Here is a 21580-nt window from a genome sequence, read left to right as displayed (position 1 = left end):
AGGTACACGGTTGTCGGGGCTTCCACTTTAACTATGGTTAAATTTGGCGTGCTTTTTAGCTCTGTGTTTGGCAATGACTCTTTGATATTTTCCTCTTATGCTCGCCAAGATTGAGGAACACTGGCTGGATTGCGAGATCTGACTATAAACTTTAAATTTATTTGGCCCATGACGACGACAGATATTGAACTGCGGGTATAAGCTTTGTAGCTGCAGCGCGTCTTTCTCTGGTGATAACTCAGGGTTAAGTTTATACAGCTCACCACCGACTGGACGAGTGTGAATAACGGGCGTTGCATCAATAACGGCGATACGTTTGAAGTCAGTATTAGCAATAAGGTGAGGCCACAGGGCATCGAGTCCCCACCCAGATGGACTTTGGCCCAAACTCTCTTTTAGGGTGATCAACGCACTGGCCGAAAAAACGGGCACCATCACCTCTACAAAATTACTGTAGCGCAAAACTGAGTGTGGTTGACGCAATAAGCTTGAGTGCGAGAAGTAAGAATCCATGGTCAGTGCCGGTTGTGCCAGCGCTAAGCCAAAACCATCAAAAAGACTGAACATCTTATTGATAGTATTAGCGTCAGTCATGATGTCATCATCGGGTAACCAGACTGCATCATATTGCGATATGATCGCCCAGTTGGCTTCAACGAGCTTATGGATTATTGGCCACTTGCCACCTTTTACTTGCTCATAATAAGTCGCTTCAGCTTGGTAATGATTAGGCTTATCGCCAAAGTAACTTAAGAATAAGTCAAAATTAGGGACTGCATTTTCTAACCAATGCGGATGCAGGGAGTTATCGCCTACACGGGCAATGACTAAGTATTTTTTCATATCAAATGGCTCTATAAATGTCGCTATTGCGCAGTAAAAGCTGGCATGGTTTGTTTGGTTGCGAGTGTATTTAGGAACACTTGGCTGGCCGTCAATGCTTCATCAATTGTCACGTCCATATCTAAGTAGCGATAAGTGCCTAATCGACCGACAAAGGTGATATTTTTTTCTTGTTTAGCCAGTTGGATATAGCGCTCAAGTAAGGTGTTATCTTCACTAAGCCTCACTGGATAATAGGGAGTGTCATCTGCGGTTGCTTCGCGGCTGTACTCTTTAAAAATCACTGTTCTTGAGTGTGTCTCCCAAGGGGTAAAGTGCTTATGCTCACTGATCCGTGTATAGGCTTGGCTATTATCGCAATAGTTAATAACAGCATTGCCTTGATAGTCCCCTTCATGGGTTTCTTTATCAAAGTCTAAGGTTCGATAGGGGAGTCTACCGAGCTTAAAATCAAAATACGCATCTAACGGCCCTGAGAAAAAAACATGATCGTACTCGGATTTCATTGTGGCGCAAAAGGCCGAATCGAGTTGCAGTGCAATGTTAGGGTGATCGAGTAACTTTTCTATTAAGGGGGTATAGCCCTCAATCGGCATTCCCTGAAATGGGTGGTTAAAATAATTATCATCGTAATTAAATCTAACAGGCAGCCGTTTTAAAATACTCGCAGGTAGCGTATCTGGTGAACGTCCCCACTGCTTAATGGTGTAGTATTTAAAAAAAGCTTGGTACAGCGATTCACCAATCATTTTTTGCGCTTGTTGTTCAAAATTCTGTGGTTCGATAATGCTGCTATCTGCTTGTTTAGCAATAAATTGCTCAGCTTCAGCGGGTGACATCCGCGCATTAAAAAACTGATTTATTGTATGCAGATTAATTGGCAATGAGTAAACCTGCCCTTGGCTCATAGCCTTCACTCTATTGGTAAATGGCATCATTTGCCCAAGTTGGGTGACATAGTTCCAAATGTGCGCTTTATCTGTGTGGAAAATATGAGGGCCAAAGTGGTGCAGCATTACATTGCTATGAGGATCTCTTGAAGAGTAGCAGTTACCAGCAATGTGTTTGCGAGGTTCAAATACTGTTATTTGGTGGCCAGCTTTGGCGAGCTCATTGGCAATAACAGCACCAGAGAACCCCGCTCCAGCGATTCCGATCTTAAGTATCATATATTCAGCATTAGCTATCAGTTAACTTGGGGTAAGTTTACATGACTCAAACCTGATGTGAGTAAGATTTATCGCTTCGAAAATAAAAAGTGGCGTGGGATGTATACGGGGATGGGGTGTTATGTTTTTATGTTGCAGACTTGTTATTGTCGTGGGTTGGTGTAGGTTTAAAACCGCTAAAGCTAATCAGTGGACACCTAGGAGAGGATTATTACGACCTCGATAGATAAAGACAAAATACTGGCAAAGTTAACAGCTGAAAACGCGTTAATAGAACAAGAAAATGCCTCGTTACGTGAACAAAATAAAGTCTTACAGCAAAAGCTCAATGCTGCGTTAGATGGAACCGGCTTGTGTTTGTGGGAGCAGCATATTCCCAGCGGTAATTTAACCATGTTTAATATGGAGTGGGGGTCACTGCTCGGTTACACCATAGATGATCTGGCAGCCCATATCGATAGCTGGAAAGGTAATCTTCATCCAGAAGATCGTGATTGGGTGATCGCTAACTTTGATGATCATATCAAGGGGAGAACTGACTCCTACGATGTGACCCATAGAATGTTGCATAAAGATGGCTCGGTAACTTGGGTATCAGATCGTGGGCGGGTGATTGAATTTGGCTTGAGAGGGGAACCATTACGGATCATGGGGACGCATGTTGATATAACGAAAGAGAAACGCTACGAGCAGGAGTTAGCTAAGCTTGCTCATCGCGATCCTTTAACTGAGCTGTTCAATCGACAAGCTATCATTGAGGTGTTTAATAGCTCGCGTCAATCTTCAATAAAGGGTGCCTTAATGTTTATCGATTTAGATGACTTTAAGGCTAACAACGACCGCTATGGACATAAGTTTGGCGATAGCTTACTAATTAAAATCGCAGAAATGCTGCAGCTGCAGGTGCAAGAGTCCCAAGTAATCGCAAGGCTTGGAGGTGATGAGTTTGTTGTGCTGTTTGAGTTTAGTGATAAAGCATTACTTGCTTGTATAGCAGACAGGATCTTGAGTGCTTTTATGGGGTCTATCGAGGTCGAAAATAGGCATGTGACAATTGGGATGAGTATCGGGATCAGTTTATTTTCAGATCAATCTTTTAGCTTTGCCTATGAACAAGCCGATCGTGCAATGTATGAGGTAAAGCGCCAAGGAAAAAACGGCTACCGTTTTGCTTGACGCTACACAGGCGTTATACCGAGCTGATTATTAGGGCTGAGCTCCCGACTTAAATTGATGAAACTCTCAGCTGCGGGGGTAAGTGGTAAGTTCTTACGCCAAATCAGTGCTAAATCCCATGTTAGCGCTGGTGATAGTGGTCGGTATAACAGTTCTTTTGAGGCGATTTTATCGCAAATTGGCTTAGGTAATATGGCTATGCCCATCTTAGCCTCTACCATCGCGGCGATAAAATCCCATTGGCCACTCTGAGCGGCAATATTAAGCTCTACATTGGCCTTACGGCTTAGCCTATGGATAAGCTTTGACAGAGAAAAATCATCGTTATAGAGAATAAAAGGATGAGGCTCAATAGCTGACCAGGTAATGGCTCTGGACTTTGCCAGCAAATGCTCTTTCGGAATACAAGCAAGTAGGGGATAGCCTTTGAGGTTATGGCTATCAAACTCGTGTGAATGAGTTGTAGGTAATGCGGTAAAGGTTAGATCTAGCGTGTCATTAAGCAGAGCTTGCTCCGCACCATATCCGCCGAGCTCGACAATACTAATCTCTATTTTTGGAAAGCGTTTTCGATATTCTGATAAGAGATTGATGATCATCTCTCCCATCATAGGACATACCCCTAAGCGAAGCTGCCCTGTTTGTAATCCATTTAAGTTGTTTAAATCTTCTTGTAACCTATGCCATTGTCCCACTATCTGCTTCGCGGTACTTTCAAGCATTCTGCCTGCTTCTGTAGCAATGACTTTTTGGTTATTTCGGATAAGTAGAGGTTGTTCTAGGTGTTCCTCCAAACGCTGGATCATCTTGCTCAGTGTCGGCTGAGTGAGGTGTAACTTTTCAGCAGCTCGGGTGTAATTTCCCACCTCAAGTAACGTAATAAAGCAGTGTAAGCTCTTAATTTGTACGTTCATGCTTTTATGGAATCCAGTTGATAGTTATTATTCATTTTACTAATAATAGGATAAGGATTACTTTGACCGCAAGCACACTGTTGTGTCTATTTTTGTTGCAATTAATAGGAAATAAAATGAAGGCATATCAAGGTTTATTCGCTCAAGCACTCTATTTAGCTGCCAAGCCATTAGATAAAGAACAGAAACAAAAACTCAATGCCAACTCTGGTCAGCGTCAATGTTCTGCGCAAAAAACCAAGAGTAAGGTGCGCTAATCCTAGGCAAAGTATCACTGCTAGAACCGTTTTACTTCCAACCAAAGTTCCAATTTCTTTGCTGCATTAGCTCGCGCCAATTAATTTGATATTCGGTGCGAGTCAGCACTGCTTCAATAATGCACAAGCTGACTTCCCCCTCTTCATCAAACTCCACCTTAGTGACCATAAAATGCTTCTGCTTTTCTTTAGGTTTAATGGCTGTCCATTTACTATGAAGCAGCTTTTTTGGGTTTAATCTATTCATACCGATTAATTACGTTGGCAGTGTAGGATAAAGATCACTCTCTATGCATAAATAATACTAAAGGAGTTGAGGGATTGTAATAAGCGTTCTGCGCTGCAATAAGCTGCACAGAACTGAATATATGAATGATGATGTTAATTGAGTAACTCATGATTGGCTGGCAATTGACGACTGATCCATAATACTAATTTGTGCTTCATATTGGGGCCATCTTCTTTATCTTTTGATAATGCTTGGATCAGATTATCTTGCACCAGTAATCGATAGATACATTCAACTTTGTCTTTGGGAGAGATCCCTTGACCAAAATCGGCAAAGCCTCTTTTCTTGGCATAGCCAACACCAATTTCTAACGCGAGTTTGAGTAGCTGTGCATCGTGCTTACCTGACTTCATAGTAATGCTCTTTTTTCAATTGATGTAGCTATAACGTTACCTGAAATAAGGCCGAAGGCAATAGTTATCTTTCAGATTCTTATAGGTAAAACGCGACTAACTTTGATGTTTTATTTTTATTTATCATCGCCTTTTACCATTTGACCTAGGTCATCAATCATTCAGTTTTCACGGCATTAACAATTAAATTTGTCTAAGCTAATACTAGGTTGTTGTAACCGGAGATAGCGATGGACAAAGTATTTATTATTTCCCAAAGAGAAGAGGCCCATGTCAACGCAATATCGGCGGGGATAGAACTTGCTAGAGTGCTAGGAAAGCGTGCTGAGGTATTTGCCTATAGTTTTGAATACTTTGGTAATGCTGAGTATTACAATCCCAAGTTTGTTGCCGTGGCGCAAAAACATGTGATGAAGCAGCGCATGGCGAAAGTTGAGCAAGAGTTAGAGTGTATCGATGCCGCAGACACGCCAGCCCATAGTGTGTGGAGTAAAGATCTGTCAGAACATGCATGTCATCACTCTAAGCGACATGGTTTCGATTTAATGGTTAAAGGAGTGCATCACGTTGATCATTATCTTCCATTGGACTGGAGTCTTATTCGTCATACCCGAATACCATTAATGCTGTTAACGGATAATCCGCTACAGAACAATAATACTGTGATGATGGCGTTAGATCTTGGTAGTAGCAAAACGATAAAGAAACAATTAAATCATGCCGTTATTCGCCAGGCTGTTGCTTTGGCTGAGGCCACAAGCTGCGAGCTACATCTTGCATTTGTTATTCGATTGCCGCAGGTGATCCACGATATGGAAATTGTCGACATCCATGGAATGATAAGAAAAGCTCGGGAAACACATCAAGAATTGTTTGATGAGCTCAATATTGACCCTAAATGTATCCATATTACTGTGGGTGAACCGGATCTGTGTATTTATCAATTAGCCTGTAAGCATAAGGTGCGTTATTTAGTGCTTGGCGCGGTTCAGCGTCAGGGCGTTTATGCTTATGTGGTGGGAAATATGGCAGAATCAATACTCAACCGTATTCGCAGTAATGTACTTATCGTGCCTGCGCGTGAAGGTGTTTTGCAACCTCTAACGTAAAGCTCACATAAAAAAACCACCTAGGTTAAGGTGGTTTTTAAATGCGATATACCAATGAGTATTAGCCGTGAAAACAGCTCAGTACTTACTGAGTTGAAAACTCGTTTTCAACTAAATGCTGCTTGTTTTCTGCTTGTGGCGTATGACACTGAGTACAGTTGTAATATTCGTTGTTTAGTTTGCCATCAGCTAACATATGCGATGGGTCCACTGCAGTCGCTTTCATACGTTTAGCTTTAGCAGGGCTGTGACAACTGATACATCCATTTCTCTTTAGCGTGATTGGATAATCTGCCTTGTGTGGGATCATCGGCGGCTGGTGTACAAAAGTACGCTCGATAGATTTTCCACGCTTTGGATAAAGCGGCGCTGGGTCGGCGGCTCGAATATCTGTGATCTCAGACTTACCAAGTGAGCTGATGTTTACCGGCTCTGCTTGAGTGTTCGCTTGCTGACCAGTGCAAGCACTAAGCGCCATCACTAGCGCAGCTAAGGTGAGTAGTTTTTTCATTGGGTGTTCTCCGCCTTTAGGGCAATTCGATTTTGATATTTTCGATTTTTAAACTGGAAAACGCGTTGAGCACAAACATCGATACATCGGCCACATTGAGTGCAATCACTGCTGATTATCATAGGTTGTTTTCCTTTAAGTGCAGGTTTTAAGACCTGTCTTTCAGGGCATACAACAAAGCAATCCATACAGTTGTCACACGCTTTTGCATTGACGGCAGATACCTTTACCGGACTGACTTTGCCGAGTAGGCCAAAGAGTGCACCTGTTGGGCACAAGTGTCCGCACCATGCTCTTTCACTGATAAATAGATCCAGTAAGAAGATAGCTGCTAAGATCCATAAACCGCTGCCAGCGCTAAACAATGCGGCGCGATACAAAATAGGTACAGGGTTAACCCATTCCCATACTGTAAGGCCTGTAAGGACTGGCAGAACGAGCACAAGTGCTAGCAGATAGTAACGTAAGTTTCTAGGCATCTGCGTTGTACGCGGCAAGTTCAGTTTGCGTCGTAACCAGCTTGCAAGATCTGTCACTATGTTCACGGGACAGACCCAGCTGCAAAATACTCGCCCGCCTAGCACTGCATAAAACAAAGCAATAATGGCGGCACCGAGTATGAGGCTAAGCTCGGGTAGATGCCCTGTCAGCAACACCTGCAAGGTGGTAAGTGGATCAGATAAAGGCACCACACCTAAGGCTTCACTGGTAGAGAGGTTGCCTTTAAGCAACCACAATCCTAATAAAGGTGCTAACAAAGGACTAATGGCAAACAGTGCAAAGACACTGACTTGGCTTAGGCGGCGAAGAAATAGGAATTTGTGGGCACGCCACCATCCTAGCTCTTTAATTGCCGCCTTCGCAAAACCATGTGTTGTCGGTTTTTGCTTTAGTGGTTGGCTCATAATGCAAGCCTCTTGTTTAACATCTCAAGTGTGGTGGATTCTGTATTGATATATGTATCGTGTGCTGCCGTTTTACCTAAAGCAACATGAGTCGGTAACACTTTGATCGCAGCTTGCTCTAGCACGCAAGCATGTTCGCATTTACCGCAGCCTGTACAGCTATCGCTGTTGACTGTAGGTAAAAACATGGCGTGATGACCACTACGGGCATTGTGTTGCATATTAAGGGTGATAGCGTCATCAATTAGCGGGCAAACCCGGTAACAAACATCGCAACGTAGCCCTTTAAAGTTCAGGCAATTTTTCTCATCGATAAGTACCGCAATTCCCATTTTAGCGTCTTCAATATCCGTTAAATTGTGATCAAGCGAACCCGAAGGGCAGGCCTTAACACAGGGGATATCTTCACACATCTCACAGGGTATTTTGCGCGCAGTAAAGTAAGGCGTGCCCGTTGGCGCACCCTCAAACCAGCGAGCGAGTTTGAGGGTGTCGTAAGGGCAAGCTTCTACACATAAACCACAACGCACACAGGCCGAGAGAAAATCATCTTCACTTAATGCTCCTGGCGGTCTAATCGCGAAGGGGTCTAATTGAGTTGATTGTTTTGCAACTGCCGTTAATCCCATTCCTAGTAAGCTCATCGCACAGCCTGCTTTTGCCGTGGTGGCTAAAAACTGACGGCGATTAACGCCTTTTGCTTTGAACTTACTTTGATTGACCGTACTCATTTGCTGCCTTTTCTCCGCTTTGCTCAAGCGATTAAGTTAAATTTGTTTGTGAAAGACTTACGCTTTCATCACTTTAACTGGACACTTCTTGAAGTCTGTCTCTTTTGACAGCGGATCCGTCGCATCAAGTATTAACTTGTTGACCAGCTGGCGCGCATCGAAGAATGGCATAAATGCCACGCCTCTTGGTGGTTTGTTGCGGCCTTTAGTTTCAACACGGGTTTTCACTTCACCACGAGGTGAAGCCACAATCACTTCATCACCACGCTTTAGACCACGTGCTTTAGCATCCTCAGGATGCATAAAGATTTGTGCATCTGGGTAGGCGCGATAAAGCTCTGGCACGCGAGCTGTCATCGAACCTGTGTGCCAATGCTCAAGTACACGGCCGGTTGATAACCAGATATCATATTCTTCGTTTGGTTCCTCTGCTGCAGGCTCAAAGGGGAGGGCGAAAATAACCGCTTTACCGTCTGGCTTACCGTAGAAGTTAAAGCCTTCACCAGCCTTAACATAAGGATCGCTACCTTCAACGAAACGGCGTAGGGTTTCTTTGCCATTCACCACGGGCCAACGTGCACCACGGTTTTCATGATAAGTATCAAAGTCCGCTAAGTCGTGTGCATGGCCGCGACCAAACTGGGCATATTCTTCAAATAGTCCTTTTTGTACGTAGAAACCAAATGCATCAGACTCATCATTTAGCTCAGATTTACATTCAGAAGCAGGGAACTTGTCCACAACGCCGTTAGCATAAAGTACGTCGTAAAGTGTCTTGTCAGCGTACTCAGGCTTCTTAGCAATCAGCTCAGCGGGCCATACTTCAGATACTTTAAAGCGCTTTGAAAACTCCATTAGCTGCCACAAGTCAGATTTTGCGCCTTCAGGTGCTTTAACTTGCTGGTGCCACATGTGAGTACGACGTTCAGCATTACCATAAGCGCCTTCTTTTTCTACCCACATTGCGGTTGGTAGAATCAAGTCCGCCGCCATAGCTGTAACCGTCGGATAGGGGTCAGACACGACAATGAAGTTTTCAGGATTACGGAAACCAGGGTACATTTCATCGTTAATGTTTGGACCGGCTTGCATGTTATTGGTACACATAGTCCAGTAACAGTTCAGCTTGCCATCTTTAAGCATACGGCTTTGCAATACAGCGTGGAAACCAGGCTTTGGCGGAATAGTGCCCTCTGGTAATTGCCACAGTTTTTCAGCTATTTCACGGTGTTTAGGGTTTGCTACCACCATATCGGCAGGTAAACGGTGTGCAAACGTACCTACTTCACGCGCAGTACCACAAGCAGACGGTTGGCCTGTTAGTGAGAACGGGCTGTTACCCGGCGTTGAAATTTTTCCGGTTAGCAAGTGAATGTTGTACAGCATGTTGTTCGCCCAAACACCACGTGTGTGCTGGTTGATCCCCATGGTCCACAAACTCATCATTTTCACGTTTGGATCGGCGTACGCTTTAGCCATAAGCTCTAGCTTTTCTGGCTCTACACCACTCATTTGGGCTGCGTATTCAAGCGTGTAGGTGCTCACAAACTTGGCGTACTCATCAAAGCTGATTGGCGCAAACTTACCATTACCTGGGTTTTTCGCTTTTTGCTCTAATGGATGCTCTGGACGAAGACCGTAACCGATATCCGTTGTACCTAGAGCAAACTTAGTGTGCTTATTAACGAAGTCTTTGTTTACCGCATCGTTTTGAATGATGTAGTTAGCAATATAGTTAAGAATAACTAGGTCAGACTGTGGACGGAAAACCATGGCGTTATCGGCTAAATCGAAGCTACGATTTTCGTAAGTTGATAATACGTGTACGCGACTTGTTGGGCTGCTCAGACGACGATCTGATAGGCGAGCCCACAAGATTGGGTGCATTTCAGCCATGTTGGCGCCCCAAAGCACAAACTGATCAGCGGCTTCTAAGTCATCATAACAACCCATAGGCTCATCAATACCAAATGTACGCATAAAGCCAACAACCGCAGATGCCATACAGTGACGGGCATTAGGGTCGATGTTGTTAGTTAAGAAACCCGCTTTGTGTAGTTTAGAGGCAGCATAACCTTCCCAAACTGTCCATTGGCCAGAACCAAACATACCAATAGCGGTAGGCCCTTTGGTGTTAAGGGTGTGCTTCCACTTCTCAGCCATGATATCAAACGCGCTATCCCAGCTGATTGGTGTGAATTCGCCTTCTTTATCATATTGACCATCTGTCATGCGCAAAAGCGGTGTAGTAAGGCGATCTTTGCCGTACATGATCTTAGAAAGGAAGTAGCCTTTAATACAGTTAAGGCCTTTGTTCACAGGGCTTTCTGGATCACCTTTAGTGGCAACGACTTTGCCATTATCTGTACCCACGAGAACGCTACAACCCACGCCACAAAAACGGCAAGGTGCTTTGTCCCACTTGATGCTATCTTTTTGCTCTGCAGCTTCAACTATCTTAACTGGCAGAGTCGCACCGACGGCTGTTGCAGCTGCAACGGCGGCGTTGGCTTTTAGAAACTCGCGACGGCTAATGCTCATGGTGTTCCTCACTCTTCTCTTCAACTGGATCGACTTGGTGATAAATCAGACTGCTATTAATAACGCCTTCTAAGGCGTTTATTGCTTCAACGCTATCGAGGATGGCACGCTGGGTCTCACCTTCAACGGTGACCACAAACTTGCCTTCGTCAGTAACGGCATGTATTTCGGTGCCTGTTAGAGCAGATATTTTGCTCTTAATCTCTGTCACAGCATGGGGCGCGGCATGCACCACTAGACTGGTAATATGAAATTCTTGGCTCATCTTGTTACCTTTTATAATGGGGTAAATAACGCTGTTCTTTAAGTAGTGCAGTTGCTATCTACCAAGGTTGATATCGAGTCTAGACCTCATATATTTTGTGGGTATACCTCACAAGGGGTATTGAGGTTTTTTGTCGACAAAGATCAACTTTTTGATGGTGATCTAGTTCGCAAATTTACCATTAAACACTATAGGCTTGTTTGAATTTCATCCATACGAAATGTTAGCTTGCGCTACATTAAAAACTCAAAATATTCAGAACCTTGGTTAATGATAATTATTCTTGTTTGGCGGGCGGGAATGACAGTTTGTAAGCCGTGTACTTGCCCAATAAAGGCAAAGATTAGTGGTTAATATCCAGTGAGTTCCATATAGCCCAAGCCATTGTGGCTACCCGATATTTTGATCGGGCCTTCCCAGTAAGGGATAGACAGTGGCATGCTTGAGTCGCTATTGAGAGCTTGAGTGTTAAGCTTGATGTTTTCCGAGGGGATCGCTATCTGCCAAGTGACAGGGTAGCGCCCTGACGGGGTTTGCTGCCATGCGGTTGCAGTCATTGATATTTGATCTGTGCTGATGTTATGACCCCTGCCGTCAGAGTACATACGTCTGCCACTATAAAAGTGCTGTTTGTCACCACTGTTATCCCTTAGCTGAAATAACATTAATGCAGAGCCATCATCTAGCTTTAAGGCGAACCAATCCCAGCCCTGCTGAGTTTTTGATAAAAACTGCGAACTCCATTCTCTATCAAGCCAGGCATCACCCGAAACATGAGTGGTTTTACCATCTTGCTCGATAGTGCCTGTGACCTTGATAAAAGGTTGACTATAGTAGTAGCTAGCAACAGTGCCGCTGGCATTTTTACGACTATAGCCTCGCTCGCCTTGCAGTTGAAAAGGCGACTGACTATCTAGGGTTAATTGATAATTAAAGTCAGCAGTGACTACCGACAGTATTGCAGGAAACAGTTGCTCGTTGTCGCTGCGCCATTGCCAACCATCTTGTTGAATAATCAAGGGCGAGGTTTGTGTGCCGGCAAAGTATTGATTACCCCTTGACCACTTTTCTTCGGTTAGATGTAGTTGCTTACTGGTGAGTGCAGTGTGCGACATATATAACTGCTGAGTCTGCCAAGCTGATTGAGTGGCTTTGTTATTGCTGGTTTCATTTTCATCAACACTGGGTGGAGCAAGTGCGATACGAAACTGTGTCCATTGCAGGCCAAGTTCTTCACCTGTGTCTGTTTTTAGATTCGCGGTTAAATACCACCATTCCTGGCGAAAATCATCATGTGCTTGATGGTCCGCCGGAAACGTGAGTGCTACGCCGGGCAACACTGGCGCATAACCTTGAGTATTACCATCTAATAGCTGTCCCATACCGGGTGTACTGCCTGGCTCTGAGTCACAACCGCAGAGTGAAAACAGAAGGAGTAAATAACAGAACAGTTTCATAGTGCTTCCTGTTGTAAGCTGCTAATGAGTGGTTTTCTGGTCTGCCAAAATAGCGGCAATATTACTGCAATCGCACTGGCAATCATGGCGATAACAAGCACTCTAAAGTAGGCCTGCCAGTCCCAAACCATGGCAATACTCCAGCCAAAGGCCTGTAAAGTGACTTTGTTAATCAGTAAATAGCCGAGTAATGCGCCAGTTGGCAGAGCAAGTAAGCAGGTAAATAGTACGATAAGCAGCATTTGGCCACAGACTAAAGTACGTAACTGATAGCGGCTCACTCCAAGGGAGTAAAGCCGCGCTAAGGGCGCTTGCCTTGCTTGAGTTAACATTAGGCAGGCGCTGAAAAGGCCAATTGCCGCGACCACTAAGGTCAAGCTATTGAGTACCAAAGTGATAGAAAAAGTGCGTTTAAAGATCTCAAGTGCGCGCTGCTTTATTTTAGTTTGGTTATACATCTGTGCGGGTGACAGTGGCACCTTTGTTTGCAGTATCAATTCAAGTTCAGTGATATTGTTAGCATAACTAGCTGCAATGCTGGTGGGCTGTGTGGGGAGCTTGAGCTGCTGCCAAGTATGTTGACTTACAATGACCTGACCCAATGGATTACCGTAATCATAGAAGATGGCACCAATGGACAAGGGGGCAAGCGATACCTTGTCAAACTCAGGTAGACTGATTTTATCACCCACATTAAGTTGGTATTTGATTGCCATCGGCTCACTGATCATGAGGTTATTACCACTGAAAAAGTGCTGCCAATGATGATCCGATTGCGCTTTTATCTGGTTGCTGTTTCTGAGTGAATGCGCATCGCGGGTCATTAGGCTGACAGGGGCCTTTTGATAATGGCTATTATGGATCCATTGGCCATATATTGCGGTAACCTTAGGTAGCTCGGCTAATAACGCTTGTGTTTGGGTCACTTTATCGCTGGGTGGGCGGATATACAGGTCGGCATACAGTCTGTCGTCGAGCCAGTGTTTTAAGGTGATTTCAAAACTGCCGACTAAGGTATTCATCGAAATGTTGGCGGTTAACGCCAGTAGCATGGCCATCATCGCCAGCGACAGTGGCGCAATAAGCTCTTTACTTTCAGCCACGGCATACTGCCACAGGCCGTTACGTGTAATACGCTCCACCACCGATAGCCCCATTTGCAGCGTCAGCGGCAATAGCAGTGGTATGGCAATGGTTACTACGCCTAATAATATCAGGCTATGTTGATAATCTTGGGTAAACGGAAACAAAACCGCGCTAATCAAGAGTAAAGAGATCGCGATAAAAAATAGCTTTCTTTGCTGCCTCTTAGCGTGACCTTGCTGTTCATAGCGGCTGGCACTACGTGCTAAAGGTTGTTTCGCTAAGGTGGTAAACAGTGGGAAACAAGCAAGCAGGGCGGCAAAGAAAGTCAACCCAACGGCTTGATATAGCCAGCTCCACTGCCAAAGCCCAGGCATCAGCCTTGCGCCATAAAGCTGCTCGAGTGTGAGTGCAATCATAGGTTGTAACCAGTGACTTAACTGCAAGCCAAGAATAAATCCAGCAAGCGAACCGAGCAGCACTAAACTGAACAGCTCGATGAGTAATGCAACCAGTAATGCCCGTTGTGGCACGCCTTGCTGCTGTAATTGCACTAACAGCCTTTGTCGCTTGAGCAGGCTATAGCGCACGCCGTTATAGGCGATAAAGAGTCCGACGACAAATGCCAATAAGCTCATGGCGGTGAGATTTAAGTGAAAACTACGGGTTAAACTGGTGAGGCCTTCGCCGTCATCTTGTACGGCAAAATCAAAATGCTCACTCGTCTGCTCATTAAAGGCTTGCTTGACCTGCTCGGTAAGCGTGTCGGCTTGACCAAATAGGGCGATATAGCTTAATTGACCGGGTCGATTGAGTAGCTGCTGTGCAAGAGAGATATCCATTAAAATGGCGTTGCCGAGACCTAGGCTATCATCGAGTGAAATAACATTAAGCGTTTTGCCGTTAAGCTGTATTTCCCCCTTGGGAGCAACGTTGTCGGCAAAGCTTTTACTCATCAAAATATACGGCGCAGCAGATAACAACTTTGCTAAAGGAAGGTTGGCTGATAATAGCGAGCGGTGGCTTTTATCTGGGCTGCTTATCGCCGTGCTTGAGGTGTGATTCTTGTTTTTACTCTGACTCTGAATTGATAAGGCGGCGACTAAATCACTCGCTTGTATATCCCAACGTCTGCCTTGCTCATCGGTGACGGTATCGTTTATTACCGCTAAGGCTTGATTTATACCTGCTTGTTTTAAAGTAAAATAAACTGACTCATCAATTGATTTTTTGCCTGTGATTGGCGTGAGTAATAACTGCGCCCTTTGGCTTAGTAGCTCCGTCGCTTCAGAGTAACTGCGCACTGCGTTTTCATTGGTGGCTCTAACACCAATAAGCAGGGTTACCGCCAGGATAATACCGAGTAAAATAGCCCCCGCTTGCAGAGGCGATTTTAAGTAGTGACGAGCAAACACGCCCAGACTTAAGCGTATCGTTAGGCCAAAACCTGAACCGTTATTTGAGCCGCTACTCATGGATTTGCCCTTGCTCTAGGTGCCAGCGCCTTTTCATAAAAGCGGCGCATTCATTGCTGTGAGTCACCATTAAAATACTGGTTTGTGACTCCTCGGCGAGTTGGGTGAGGAGCGCCATAACTTGCTGACCGGCTTTCTCATCGAGGTTACCTGTCGGTTCGTCGGCCAATAATAGCTGCGGCTTATGAGCGAGTGCGCGCGCAATAGCGACCCGTTGTTGCTGGCCGCCTGAGAGGGTTTCTACATGTCTGTTTTTTACGTCATCAAGCCCAAGCTGGGTAATTAAGTAATCACACCATGGGCTCCATTTCTGTTGGTTCAAGCGCAGTGAAAAAGCGATATTGTCACGAACATTGAGCGGGGTTAGCAGATTAAATTGCTGGAAAACAACACCGAGGTGTTGGCGTCGAAATTGGCTCCACTGTTTATCTTGCCAGAGGGTGGTGTCATTTGAGTTGAGAAACAATTGGCCTTGCTTGATAAATTCAAAACCGCCAATGATGTTGAGTAAGGTACTTTTACCACTTCCGCTAGGACCTGTCAGTGCGACTGTGTCGGCGACATTGAGCGTTAAGTTAATATCGGCTAATACCTGATGATATTTATCACCATCAGTAAAGCCCTTAGATACGTGGTTCAGGCTGACAATTTCTGTACTCATGACTTCCCCTGTTACAAGACCTACTTTCTCTAGCCATAATCAATTTAACATGTTTCATGTGTCATGTTTAATCTTCCCTAGTGATTACGCATTTTGTTATTACGCATTTTGTTATTACGCATTTTGTTATTACGCATTTTGTTATTACGCATTTTGTTACTACGTATTTTGTTATTACGTATTGGTATCTTAATAGGATCGTATCCTTACTGACTTATTTGTTTTTCGGCTCGTAGATAGCAATATTGACTGCAAAATGGACTAAAAATCGATACTGCATTGCTCAATAAATAAACTGGCTTTGTGTTGAATGCTGATGCTTGAGGTGATTTAATGAAGTCGTTATTTCAAGTTCATCATAGAGTTAGTGCCTAATAAGAAGTAAATGGATCTCTTTTATTCGGTGCAAAGTCACAGCCTTGCCTACACTGTGTTTGGGTGTTTTTGCTAAAGAGCGTGACAGGCCTTTCTAGCAAGATAGTATGGCCGCTCTTTGTTGTAAGCCAATAAAACGTTAACCACTGTGGATTATGGATATGAGCAGACTTCGTTCTTTTCGTAGTAGAATTTTATCGCAAATAGCGCTGCCTCTTATCGCTATTATGACGGTGGTCTTTAGTATTAATGCTTGGCTGAATTATCAAGATGAAGAGCAAGATATCTATGAGCAGCTTGGCCAAAAAGCGCAGAGCGCTGCCCTGCATTTAGAGTATTTCTTAGAAACCGCAGAAACCGATACGCGCTCTATTGCCGATTTTTTGTCTGAAGCGGATGACGATGACTTATACGCTGATGAAATGACGCTTAAACAGCTGCTAACCCGTCGCCTTGATAGGCATGCCGATTTCTACGGCAGTGCCATCGCGTTTAGCAAATTCGCTATTGATAACCGCGAACTGTTTGCACCTTACGCCTATCGAGAAAATGGCAAAGTTTTGACCTTAGACATTGGCGCCGATAGCTACGATTATACCAACGGTGAGTGGGACTGGTGGAGTAAAGCCATCAATGATATCAATGGTTATTGGTCGCAACCTTATGTGGATGAGGGGGGGGGTAATGTGTTGATGGTGAGCTTTTCTCAACCCTTTGGTGAACAGCCCCCTTTCTTGGGCGTCGTGACGGTTGATTTAGCGCTAAATGAAATTCCTAATATGGTTGGGATCTCGCCCAAACGTATCGTTGTTATAGATGAAAAAGGTCAACTTATTTATCATCATAATCAGGGATTGTTGCTGCAAAGAGGTGCAGATAAATGGCTGGCTAAAACAGCTGATAACCAAGGATTTATCGATTTAGTTAACCGAGGTAGTGCAGGTTATTCCTATATAGAAGACAGCTTAGGAGAACGATATCTAGCCAGCGTTGGGGTGGTACCTACGTTGAATTGGCGGGTGGTGATTATGACCGCTGAAAGTCATCTCCATAACGAGTTTCTTCGTGACTTTTCCTCTTTAAGTCTCAACTTATTGTTACTGTCAATTTTGCTGTTATTAACGGGCTATATAACCTCTCGGCGCTTAACTCGGCCTATTGAAGAGTTAGAAGCGGGGATTGTTGCCTTCGGTGCGGGAAAAACCAAACGGATAAAAAAACCCCACGGAGCTGCCAGTGAAATCGCGACCTTAACCAATAAATTTAATGATATGGCTGAGGTGTTAGAAGAGCGTGAAGAAGCGCTGCTTGATTCTCGCGGTAATCGTTTTGCTAAGTTGATTGATGGTATGAGTGATAAGTCATTTTATTGCTCGGTTGACCCAAGTGGTCAGATAGATCAGGTGAGCGAAGGGGTCGAGAAAGTCTTAGGTGTCTCAGCTGAACTACTCAAACGTAAATATCAGCGTATGTTCTCCGACAATCCCATAAACGAAGTTAATTGGCAGTATATGGACCGAGCATTGCTCGGTGAAAATGTACCGCCACACCAGATAGAGATGATTGATGCTTCGGGTAAATTACGTCACTTAGATGTATTTATGCAGCCGTTATTATCTGACCAAAAAGTGCTGCTTTCGATTGAGATATTATTTAACGATGTCACTGAGCAGTTTTCTGCCGCGGCATGGTCGAATGCGGTACTCGAATCTGCACCAGAGGCGATGCTTATTGTGGATGAGTCGGGCAAGCTGGTGTTTACCAATAGCCGCTGCCAATTGCTATTTGGTTACAGTGAGCAGCAGATGCTGGCGATGTCAGTAGATGAATTGGTGCCAGAGGCAATCCGCGCCAATCATGCCGATTTCCGTTCTCAGTTTGTCGCCGAAGGACGCGACCGAAAAATGGGCTTTGACTCATCCTCTATCTTGATGGCAGTGAAAGCAGATGGGAGTGAATTTCCGGTTGAAATAAGCCTAGGTTTACTCCCCGTAGATGCCGATGGCAAGCGTCAAATTGCGGCGTCAGTGAGAGATATGACGGTCGAACTTGAAGTCGCTCAGCGTATAAAAGACAGCGAAAATCGCTTTAGAGGTTTAGTCACTAATATTCCTGGCGCTGTTTATCGCACGCGTATTGGTGAGTTATGGGTGATGGAGTATGTCAGCGAAAACATCATCGATATTACCGGGTTTCCTGCATCGGATTTTATTGAGAATGCGACTCGTAGCTTTGTCAGCTTGATTGTTGAACAGGATTTGGCATCCACCAGTCAAACGATAGAAGATGCGCTGTTAGCGCATAAAAGTTTTGAAGTGCAATATCGCATAAAACATCGCGATGGCAGTATCCATTGGGTGCATGAAAAAGGTAACGCGATATATGGCGATGATGGGCATGTGCTGTGGTTCGATGGCAGCATCAACGACATTACCAGCAGTAAATTAGCCCAAGAAGAAATTGCCCAATCCCAGCAACAACTTGAGACGATTACCGAGTCTATCCCTAGTACGGTTTACCAGTTACATTGGTGTAGCAATACCGAACGTAAATTTACTTTCCTATCTAACGCATGCATAGCCACCTTAGGTCTTCATCGCGATGAAGTGCTCAATAACTTTGATCAAGTTGCAGAGCGCATCATCAGTGAAGATCATTCACGCATTATTGAGGCATTGGCGGGTAAAAGTAGTAAGGGTTTACGCTGGACCGAAGAGTTTAGGTATCGTCATCCCATCGGTGATATTCGCTGGCTACAGGCTGGTGCTCACGGCAGTGTACTCGCCGATGGTTGCATTACCTGGAACGGCTATTTAATGGATATTACTGATCGTAAGAAAATCGATAAAGAGCTCGAGGATCGCGAAGCTCACTTTAGGGCATTATTTGATAATGCTGGGATCGGCATTGTCAATGTTGATGAACGCGGGAGCATACTCGACTGTAACGAGCAATTTAGTCAATACATGCAAGTGGCGACGTCTGAGCTCAAAGGACGTTCTTTCTTTGACTATCAATACAGCGAAGATCGTGATGATGCCAAGGCCTTGTTCCGGGAGCTTACTGAAAATGGTAATGACAGCATTACCACCGAAGTGAGGTTACTAAACGATTCTGGCGAGTTAATGTGGATGGATCTCACTTTGACCCGATTACAAGATAAACAGGGCGAGTCAAAGTCAGTCGTGCTATCGATGGCTGATATTACTTCGCTGAAGCAGCTATCGGTTGAGCTGCAGCAGGCTAAGGACAGTGCTGATGCAGCCAGTAAGGCTAAGAGCGACTTTTTGGCGAATATGTCCCATGAAATTCGCACTCCGATGAATGCCATTATCGGCATGTCCCAGCTTTGCTTACAAACCCATCTTGATAAAAAACAGCTGAACTATGTCGAGAAAATAGATCGAGCCTCTCAATCTTTACTTGGTATTATCAATGATATTTTGGATTTCTCTAAAATTGAAGCCGGAAAACTGGATATCGAATCCGTACCCTTTCAGCTCGATACCATGCTCGAAGATCTCAGTGACATGTTCTCAGCGAAAGCGGCAGACAAGCAGCTAGAGTTATTGTTTGCGGTTGCTCCCAACATTCCTAGGCATTTAGAAGGTGATCCGCTGCGTTTAAGCCAGGTGCTGATTAACTTAATGAATAACGCCATTAAGTTCACTGAGCAGGGTGAAATTCTGCTGTCTATTAGCCAGCTCGCACAGGCTGACGACGACATATTACTCAAGTTTAGTGTGCGTGATAGTGGCATCGGGCTGACAGAAGAACAGCGCAATAAACTGTTTAAATCATTTAGTCAGGCCGACACGTCAACCACACGTAAGTATGGCGGCACAGGGTTAGGCTTGGCCATTAGTAAACAGCTGGTGGAATTGATGGGCGGCGAAATTGGCGTCGATAGCCAGTTTGGAAACGGCAGTACTTTCCACTTTACAGTGCGCTTAAATATTGCGGATAAAAAACTACTAAAAGTCAGTCAAGAAGTCGAAGGCATGCGGATCTTAGTTGCTGATGATAATGCAACTGCGCGAGATATTTTACGCTCAACCTTAGAGAGCATGGGCTTTGAAGTCGACACGGTTAGAAGTGGTTTGGAAGCGGTAGAGCGCTGCAAGAATCAAGACTACCCGGTGGCATTAATCGACTGGTTAATGCCAGAGATGAACGGTGTAGAGGCGGCGACTAAAATCTTATCTGAAAACAGTAATCCGCCTAAAGTGTTACTGGTTTCTGCCCACGCTAATGAGGCGTTCATCGAGCAGATAGAGCAAAGTGATATTGCAGGTTATATCACTAAGCCTATCAGTGCTTCGCGTTTGCTCGACGGTATCATGCTATCGCTAGGCAAGAATGGCGCCATGCCAGTTAGGCGCAAGGGCTGTGATGTTAATCAGCAGTTGTTGGCACAATTGCAGGGTAAGCGCATCTTATTGGTTGAAGATAATGAGATGAATCAGGAGGTGGCAACAGAGTTTCTTGAGCAAGTCGGAGTGGTGTTATCGATTGCAGAAAATGGTCAAGTTGCCCTAGACAAACTCGCTCTACATACCTTTGATTTGGTGTTGATGGATTGCCAAATGCCAGTCATGGATGGTTATCAAGCCACTCAAGAACTCAGAAAAATCCCACAACTTGCCAACTTACCTGTGATTGCCATGACCGCAAATGCAATGGCTGGGGATCGTGAGATGTGCCTGCGCGCCGGTATGAATGATCATATTGCCAAACCGATTGAGGTGTCGCTGCTTTACACCACTTTGCTTGAATATTTGGGCGAGGGTAACAGTGAATTTACCCCTGCCGATTTTACAGCAAGAGTTGTAGGCGACGCGGTGCTGTTTTGGCCACAGCATCAAGCATTAGATATCGATAAAGGCCTCCAGCTGGTGCAGAATTCGGTGCGCTTATATCGCAGGATTTTTGAGCGCTTTTATCATGGTCAAATCCATACGGCTGAACAAATAGATCTCGCCTTAAGCCAGGGAAAAAGCAATGATGCGATTCGATATGCGCATACGTTAAAAGGGGTTGCTGGTAATTTGTGTTCGCCCCAACTTGTAGAGCTTGCTAAGCAAATAGAATCCAAGTTACTCGACTCAACGACTGCAGATATTAACGCTGAATTAGTAGAACTTGGCGAACTTATCGACTCGATTTGTAACGCCATTGCAAAATGGTTATCACGCCTTGAGCAAGATGATGTAAAGCTGCCAGAAAAGAGTAAGACCTTATTGTCTGAAGCAGAGTTGGCAACTGCAGTGCGTGAGTTATTAACTATGCTAGAAGAGGCGGATTCAGACGCCGTGGATAAAATGACTGATATTCGCGAGCAGGTTTCGGAGCCGGTGTGGCAAAAAATGAGCCCAGCGGTAAACATGGTCAACAGTTACCAATTTGATGAGGCCGCGGAGCTTATTGAAGCACTGTTTAGCACTGTTTAGCACTGAATAATGCTTC

Annotated in this window: 17 protein-coding genes; 4 read left to right on the top strand and 13 right to left on the bottom strand. The window is 44.7% G+C overall.

The window, feature by feature from the left end:
• Nucleotides 1-27: 27 nt before the first annotated feature.
• Complete coding sequence (locus tag ACVBIO_RS04605) at nt 28-843, bottom strand: hypothetical protein (protein ID WP_447164508.1); 816 nt, start codon at nt 841-843, stop codon at nt 28-30.
• A gap of 23 nt (nt 844-866) precedes the next feature.
• Nucleotides 867-2012 (bottom strand): UDP-galactopyranose mutase, encoded by a 1146-nt coding sequence (gene glf / locus ACVBIO_RS04600; protein ID WP_447160891.1) that lies wholly within the window; start codon nt 2010-2012, stop codon nt 867-869.
• A gap of 222 nt (nt 2013-2234) precedes the next feature.
• On the opposite strand from glf, the gene ACVBIO_RS04595 reads away from it, so the two are divergent.
• Complete coding sequence (locus tag ACVBIO_RS04595; RefSeq protein WP_447170001.1) at nt 2235-3188, top strand: diguanylate cyclase domain-containing protein; 954 nt, start codon at nt 2235-2237, stop codon at nt 3186-3188.
• A gap of 2 nt (nt 3189-3190) precedes the next feature.
• Here ACVBIO_RS04595 and ACVBIO_RS04590 read toward each other — a convergent pair whose 3' ends face one another.
• Nucleotides 3191-4102, bottom strand: coding sequence for a LysR family transcriptional regulator (locus ACVBIO_RS04590; RefSeq protein ID WP_447160892.1), 912 nt, complete (start codon nt 4100-4102; stop codon nt 3191-3193).
• A gap of 116 nt (nt 4103-4218) precedes the next feature.
• Between ACVBIO_RS04590 and ACVBIO_RS04585 the strand changes: the two genes are divergently transcribed.
• Complete coding sequence (locus ACVBIO_RS04585) at nt 4219-4359, top strand: hypothetical protein (RefSeq protein WP_447160893.1); 141 nt, start codon at nt 4219-4221, stop codon at nt 4357-4359.
• A 31-nt stretch (nt 4360-4390) separates the two neighbouring features.
• On the opposite strand, the gene ACVBIO_RS04580 is transcribed toward ACVBIO_RS04585, so the two are convergent.
• Nucleotides 4391-4606: a TIGR02450 family Trp-rich protein gene (locus ACVBIO_RS04580; RefSeq protein WP_447160894.1), complete on the bottom strand. Its 216-nt coding sequence runs from the start codon at nt 4604-4606 to the stop codon at nt 4391-4393.
• 134 nt (nt 4607-4740) lie between these two features.
• The gene (locus tag ACVBIO_RS04575; RefSeq protein WP_447160895.1) at nt 4741-5001 is read right to left on the bottom strand and encodes a DUF5062 family protein; all 261 of its coding nucleotides are present in this window, start codon (nt 4999-5001) and stop codon (nt 4741-4743) included.
• A gap of 230 nt (nt 5002-5231) precedes the next feature.
• On the opposite strand from ACVBIO_RS04575, the gene ACVBIO_RS04570 reads away from it, so the two are divergent.
• On the top strand, nt 5232-6110 hold the full coding sequence (locus tag ACVBIO_RS04570; protein WP_447160896.1) for a universal stress protein: 879 nt from the start codon (nt 5232-5234) through the stop codon (nt 6108-6110).
• An 85-nt stretch (nt 6111-6195) separates the two neighbouring features.
• Here the strand turns inward: ACVBIO_RS04570 and ACVBIO_RS04565 are convergent, their stop codons facing one another.
• From ACVBIO_RS04565 to ACVBIO_RS04530, 8 genes are all read right to left on the bottom strand, one after another.
• Nucleotides 6196-6621 carry a nitrate reductase cytochrome c-type subunit gene (locus ACVBIO_RS04565; protein ID WP_447160897.1) on the bottom strand — a complete coding sequence of 142 codons (426 nt, stop codon included), beginning with the start codon at nt 6619-6621 and terminating at the stop codon, nt 6196-6198.
• Entirely contained in the window at nt 6618-7526 is a 909-nt protein-coding gene (gene napH / locus ACVBIO_RS04560) for a quinol dehydrogenase ferredoxin subunit NapH (RefSeq protein ID WP_447160898.1), read from the bottom strand. Before napH ends, ACVBIO_RS04565 begins: the two co-directional genes overlap by 4 nt.
• Nucleotides 7523-8257, bottom strand: coding sequence for a ferredoxin-type protein NapG (gene napG / locus ACVBIO_RS04555; protein WP_447172086.1), 735 nt, complete (start codon nt 8255-8257; stop codon nt 7523-7525). Before napG ends, napH begins: the two co-directional genes overlap by 4 nt.
• Nucleotides 8258-8314: 57 nt before the next feature.
• Nucleotides 8315-10798 carry a nitrate reductase catalytic subunit NapA gene (gene napA / locus ACVBIO_RS04550; protein ID WP_447160900.1) on the bottom strand — a complete coding sequence of 828 codons (2484 nt, stop codon included), beginning with the start codon at nt 10796-10798 and terminating at the stop codon, nt 8315-8317.
• On the bottom strand, nt 10788-11063 hold the full coding sequence (locus ACVBIO_RS04545) for a chaperone NapD (RefSeq protein ID WP_447160901.1): 276 nt from the start codon (nt 11061-11063) through the stop codon (nt 10788-10790). The genes napA and ACVBIO_RS04545 overlap by 11 nt, the downstream gene beginning before the upstream one ends.
• 350 nt (nt 11064-11413) lie before the next feature.
• Nucleotides 11414-12520, bottom strand: coding sequence for a lipocalin-like domain-containing protein (locus tag ACVBIO_RS04540; protein WP_447160902.1), 1107 nt, complete (start codon nt 12518-12520; stop codon nt 11414-11416).
• On the bottom strand, nt 12517-15078 hold the full coding sequence (locus tag ACVBIO_RS04535; protein ID WP_447172085.1) for an FtsX-like permease family protein: 2562 nt from the start codon (nt 15076-15078) through the stop codon (nt 12517-12519). Before ACVBIO_RS04535 ends, ACVBIO_RS04540 begins: the two co-directional genes overlap by 4 nt.
• Nucleotides 15071-15739 (bottom strand): ABC transporter ATP-binding protein, encoded by a 669-nt coding sequence (locus ACVBIO_RS04530; protein WP_447164518.1) that lies wholly within the window; start codon nt 15737-15739, stop codon nt 15071-15073. Before ACVBIO_RS04530 ends, ACVBIO_RS04535 begins: the two co-directional genes overlap by 8 nt.
• Nucleotides 15740-16269: 530 nt before the next feature.
• Here ACVBIO_RS04530 and ACVBIO_RS04525 point away from each other — a divergent pair.
• Nucleotides 16270-21564, top strand: a complete 5295-nt coding sequence (locus ACVBIO_RS04525; protein ID WP_447172084.1) for a PAS domain S-box protein — start codon at nt 16270-16272, stop codon at nt 21562-21564.
• The last annotated feature ends 16 nt before the right edge of the window (nt 21565-21580 follow it).

It is taken from the genome of Shewanella sp. 0m-8 (assembly GCF_052977265.1).
The sequence above is the reverse complement of the archived record's forward strand: the minus strand, read 5'-3'. Positions and strand labels throughout refer to the sequence as shown.